The organism is Rhizobium sp. PEPV16, from assembly GCF_008919455.1.
GTDB classification, from domain to species: Bacteria; Pseudomonadota; Alphaproteobacteria; order Rhizobiales; family Rhizobiaceae; genus Rhizobium; species Rhizobium leguminosarum_Q.
The window spans coordinates 1-4,475 of record NZ_VSZV01000214.1 but is presented as its reverse complement, the minus strand read 5'-3'; the positions used below and the strand labels follow the sequence as shown (position 1 = coordinate 4,475).

Sequence of the window (4,475 nt, the reverse complement as noted above, 5' to 3'; positions counted from 1 at the left end):
GCAGCACCAACCGGCCCGAGGTCCGCCCGCCGGTCATTCAATATGTTCCGAGCCGCGGGCTGGGCGATATCGTTGCCGAGGTCCGGGCTGCCGCAAACGACAAGGCGGAAATCCTGCTGCGGCGCGCGAGCTCGGAGGAGAATTTCCTTTCGCTGCAGCTCGCCTCGGAAGGGCGGATCGGCACCGTCGAACTTCTCGACATCGACACGACAGGCAGACCCTATGCGTTGGTCGAGCTCGTGCCCGCCGACCGGCCCGAGCGCACCGGCATGCTGGTGGTACGCTTCACGCCGAACGGCGCGATGGATCGGGTCTACGACCTGCCGATCGAACCGGGCACGGTATTTTCCAGGCGCTTCGTGGCGATCGGACCGCGCGGCGACGTGCTTTATCTGCGCTCGCAGGAAAGCCGGGCGCAGGTGCTGCGGCTCGACGGCAGGGAGCCCGGCCGCAAGCTGGCCGTCGCTCGGCCGGCCAAACAGCCCATTGCCGGCAAGCAAGGCAAGACGCCGAAGGTGGCGATCGTGCCGAAATCGCGCAGCGACGTCATCGAGCGGGCAATCGGCTTCGAGACGCTAAATTGGCTGGTGACGCCAACTGCCTACGGTAGGGATCCGGGACCTGGCTGCATCAACATGAATCGGCTGCGCCGCCCGATCTACCTGATCGGCAAGCGCGGCCAGACGGTCAAGGGTGTTCCCTACTGCTGGGGCTGCAAGACGCCGCTCGAGAATTTCATCGGCGGCGTCGAAAAGGGCCAGACCGCCGGCAATGTCTGCACCAAGAGCGCGCCGCAATCCAACATCCTCGGCGTCGACTGTTCCGGCTTCGTCAGCGACGCCTGGGGCCTGAAGATGCACGTTTCGACGCGCGCCATCCCCGGTATCACCAAGCGCCTTTCCGACCCCTGGTCGATGCGGCCGGGCGACGCGCTGAACAAGCCGGGCTCGCATGTGCTGTTGTTCATGCGCTTCACGGCCGACAAGAAGGTGGAGGTGATGGAAGCCTCGCCGAATGCCTGCAAGGGCCGCGTCTGCCGCAATACCTATTCGCTCGGCAGCCTGTTGATGCGCGGCTACCAGCCGGTGCGCTTCAAGGGGCTCGACGGTTGAACGGTCGGAGTCTCACGCCGCAAGCAAATCAATGTGTTACAGCGTCCTTTGCGCGTCTTTTCAGACGCGCGGCGCTGTCGGCGCCAGCCGCCGCTTCGCCATCGCCAGAAGTCCATGCGCCGCGACGCGCTCGGCATAGTCCTGATAGGCGGGATCGCGGCTCAGCATGCGCTCCTCCGCCCGTGCCCTCAGCAGGTAGATGAGACTGACGATTGCCAGCATGCCGGTCCGGGCAAGCCCTTCCGCAAGGCCGCTAGCGAGGAATCCTGGGATCGCAACCAGCCACCAGGCGATGTTCTTCGAGACATAGGCCGGATGCTTCATGAAGCGATAGGGGCCTGATGTGATGATGCCGCGATGCGTGAGATTTGAAAATCGTGGCCCGAAAGCGACGGTCGCCCAGACATAGATGACGGTGCAGAACAGCGTCGCGAAGCTCCAGAGGATGAAGACCGCCGACCCTTCCCGGATCACGGTCTCCCAGCCCGGCCCTTCGCCATAGGGCACGAAGGCATGCGAGATCGCGGGGAAGAACGGTTCGTAACAGATGAGGCAGACGAGCCAGCCGAGTGCCGTCGTCTCCGTTGCCCTGACATGCCATCCGAAAAGCTTGAAAGTGGCGATATAGCCGCCCGCGGCAAGCACGACGTCGAGAAGAAAGGCAAGCCGCAACAGACCTTCGAACCAGGCCGCCGAGAGCGGCGGAAACACCCAGGCCGGCTTCTCGGCAAGATTGGAAAAAGCCGCCATGCCGCCCGAGAACATCAGGACGAGAAAGAAGCATTTGATCGCGAGCAGGCGCAATGCGAACAGCACGTCCTCCTCGCGAAAATCCTGCATCAACACCGCGCGCCCGACCTGATTGAGATAATCGTCGGGTTCTTCAGCGACCAGATCGGTGACGACTACATAGAGAATGGTGGCGCCGGCAAGTGTGATGGAAATCGGAATAGTGGTGTGCCCAGCCTCGATGATCCATCGGACCGCCGACGACTGCGTGAAAAACGGAAAGACCGAACAGGCAATGACGACCACGCCAAGGAGCGCGGCTAGGCCCACAAGCTTCGTTCCGACGCGACGCCAGAAGATGGCGGGAGCCTCGTCTCGTCTCTTTCGCGATACCCAGGTCGAACGAGCAGCGAATGTGCCGTCGACGGCGATCCACACCAGGAGAAGGCAGAACACGGCAAGCGCCATTGCCTTGCCGGGTTCAAGCTGCAGATAGGTCGAAAGCGCGATGCCGATCAGGACTCCAGCAAGGGTCGCAGCCTGGCTGACGAGAGGGCTCCCGGACACGGTATCCCTGTCCTGCGGTATCAGCACGCGCTCGGCTTCCTTGATTACATTGCCGCCTGAACGAAAGGTTGTCGAACGGAGCCCGGAGAGCGTATCCGTGCCGCCCGCGTCGCAAGCGCCATTGCGGCTTCGGCCGTCAAGCCGGACGCATCCTCCGGCAGCGAGACCATCGCAATATCTAGCTTGTCGTAATCGACCATGTAGTAACCCGATGCGGTTTCGATGACTGCCTCAGGCCTGATCGCCAACAGATCCTGCGCCATCGTGCCGACGAACAGCGGGCCGCCCCAAATGTAGCGGAAGGCATAGACCGGTATGCCCTGGGCCGAGGTGCCGAGCCGACGGATATCGATCTTCAGACGGCGATCGGACCAACCCCCGCTTGAACTCGATGAACTGCTAGAGCTCGATGAACTGCTCGAACCAGAAGAACCGCTAGAGCCAGAAGAACCGCTAGAGCCAGAGCCGCCACCCATACCGCCGCCGCCGGAATTCCCGCTGGAACTGTTCTCGGAGCGGGCGAAAGCCGGTTGATTGCTCGTTGTGGGCACTCTTCTGACGGTAGACGTAGTTCTCCTGGTCGGCGTCGCGCTCCTGGCCGCCGGCTCTTCGCTGGCAAACAGCGTCCTGGCGCCAGGATCGAAGATGCAACTCTGCAGGATTGCACCGGAACCTGCGATGAATGTCGAGCACAATAGCATACGGATGATGAGCTTACTGTTCATGTAGGGCGCCCCCAGACCGCCGTTTCAGAAGAGATCGTACCTCGGATTTCGCTTGACCCAGGTCGCTTTGGCGAGTTTGACGAGCCTGTCATCCAGCGACTTGGTTTTCGGAATTGCCTTTTTTTCCTGAGCGGTCAGCTCGGCGGCAAAGGCGGCCTCCGCCTTTTTCTTCGCAGCGCCAGGCATCCGCTTGAGTTCTGCCAGCGCCTGGTTTTTCGGATCGCCGCTGCCCGGCATGTTGATGGCGGTCGCCAGCGCGAAATAACGGGACGCGATCGCAAGGCTGTCAGCGTCCGCACCCTCTTCCTTCGCGAGCATCGCGCGGTCGAGCGCACCCCAATAGTCGCCGCGTTCCGCGCCCATCTCCAGCCACTTCACCGCTTCCGCCTTGTCCGCGGCGACGCCGACGCCGTCCCGATACATGCGCCCGAGGTTTGTCGGGGCATAGGGCTGACCGCCCTCTGCTGCCCGCGTGAAAAGGTCGAGCGCTTTCGGGAGATCCTCCGGAGCGCCTTTTCCGAAACGGTAGACGAGCGCAAGATTGTTCAGCGAATAGATGTCGTTGCGCTGGACGCCGGCCTCGTAGAATCGGATAGCCCGCTCCGGATCGGCCGGAACGTTGACGCCGTTCAGGAAGATATAGCCGAGCTCGTTCATCGCATAGGTATGGCCGAGATCGGCGGCCTGCAGCATCAGGCGCAACCCCAGCTGCTGATCGGCCTTGGTGCCGCGGCCGTAGTAGAGGGCCTTGCCGTAGCTATGCAGGGCAAAGGGATCGCCCTTGGCCGCACCACCCTTGGCGATCTGGCTTGCCTTGGCTGCGTCGCGCGGGACGGAGGCGCCGAACTCGTAAAAGCTCGACAGTTCATAGATTGCCCGGACATGCCCGGCATCCATCGCCTTGTTGATCGTCGCGAACGCCGTCTTGGCGTCGCGGTTGGCAAGCTGGGCACGGCCAAGTTGATAGACGAAGCGCGCCACCTCGGGATAGGCCTTTATCGCCTCCGTGCAGGCCGGCAGTGCTTCATCGGTGTCGATCTCGTTCGGCAGCTTGCCTGCCGTCACGCCCTGCAGGTCGAGCGGAGCTGCGGCTGCTGTGTCGCAGGCGTCGAGCACCGGCTTGAAAGTGACGGTCGCCGGCGGCAAGTCGTCGTTGGCGGCCTGCAGCGACAAGGCGAAGGGCTGGTTTTCGGTGCCGATCTGCGGCTCATATGAAAGAGCGGGAATATCGGCTGCTTCGAGCACGTGACCGAGCCCAATCACCCGATCTCCTGCGCGCAGCGTGCCTTTGTCGGGTAGGGCCGCGACCTTGAAGGTCATTTCCGCGGCCGATGCCGGGACG

Annotated in this window: 4 protein-coding genes; 1 reads left to right on the top strand and 3 read right to left on the bottom strand. The window is 62.8% G+C overall.

Going from position 1 to position 4,475, the window contains the following annotated elements:
* Positions 1–1,112, top strand: a 1,112-nt coding sequence (locus FY112_RS06665) for a hypothetical protein (RefSeq protein WP_151518029.1), incomplete at its 5' end; no start/stop codon positions are given.
* 60 nt (positions 1,113–1,172) lie between these two features.
* Here the strand turns inward: FY112_RS06665 and FY112_RS06660 are convergent.
* From FY112_RS06660 to FY112_RS06640, 3 genes are all read right to left on the bottom strand, one after another.
* Complete coding sequence (locus FY112_RS06660; RefSeq protein WP_151518025.1) at positions 1,173–2,435, bottom strand: isoprenylcysteine carboxylmethyltransferase family protein; 1,263 nt, start codon at positions 2,433–2,435, stop codon at positions 1,173–1,175.
* A 17-nt stretch (positions 2,436–2,452) separates the two neighbouring features.
* Positions 2,453–3,133, bottom strand: a complete 681-nt coding sequence (locus FY112_RS37475; RefSeq protein ID WP_245372621.1) for a tail fiber domain-containing protein — start codon at positions 3,131–3,133, stop codon at positions 2,453–2,455.
* A 24-nt stretch (positions 3,134–3,157) separates the two neighbouring features.
* The coding region (locus tag FY112_RS06640) for a tetratricopeptide repeat protein (protein ID WP_181018172.1) at positions 3,158–4,475 on the bottom strand (1,318 nt) is incomplete at its 5' end.

Bases quoted from the DNA above. Each gene is read 5' to 3' on its own strand.
- FY112_RS37475 (WP_245372621.1), bottom strand. From the start codon at position 3,133: ATGAACAGTAAGCTCATCATCCGTATGCTATTGTGCTCGACATTCATC.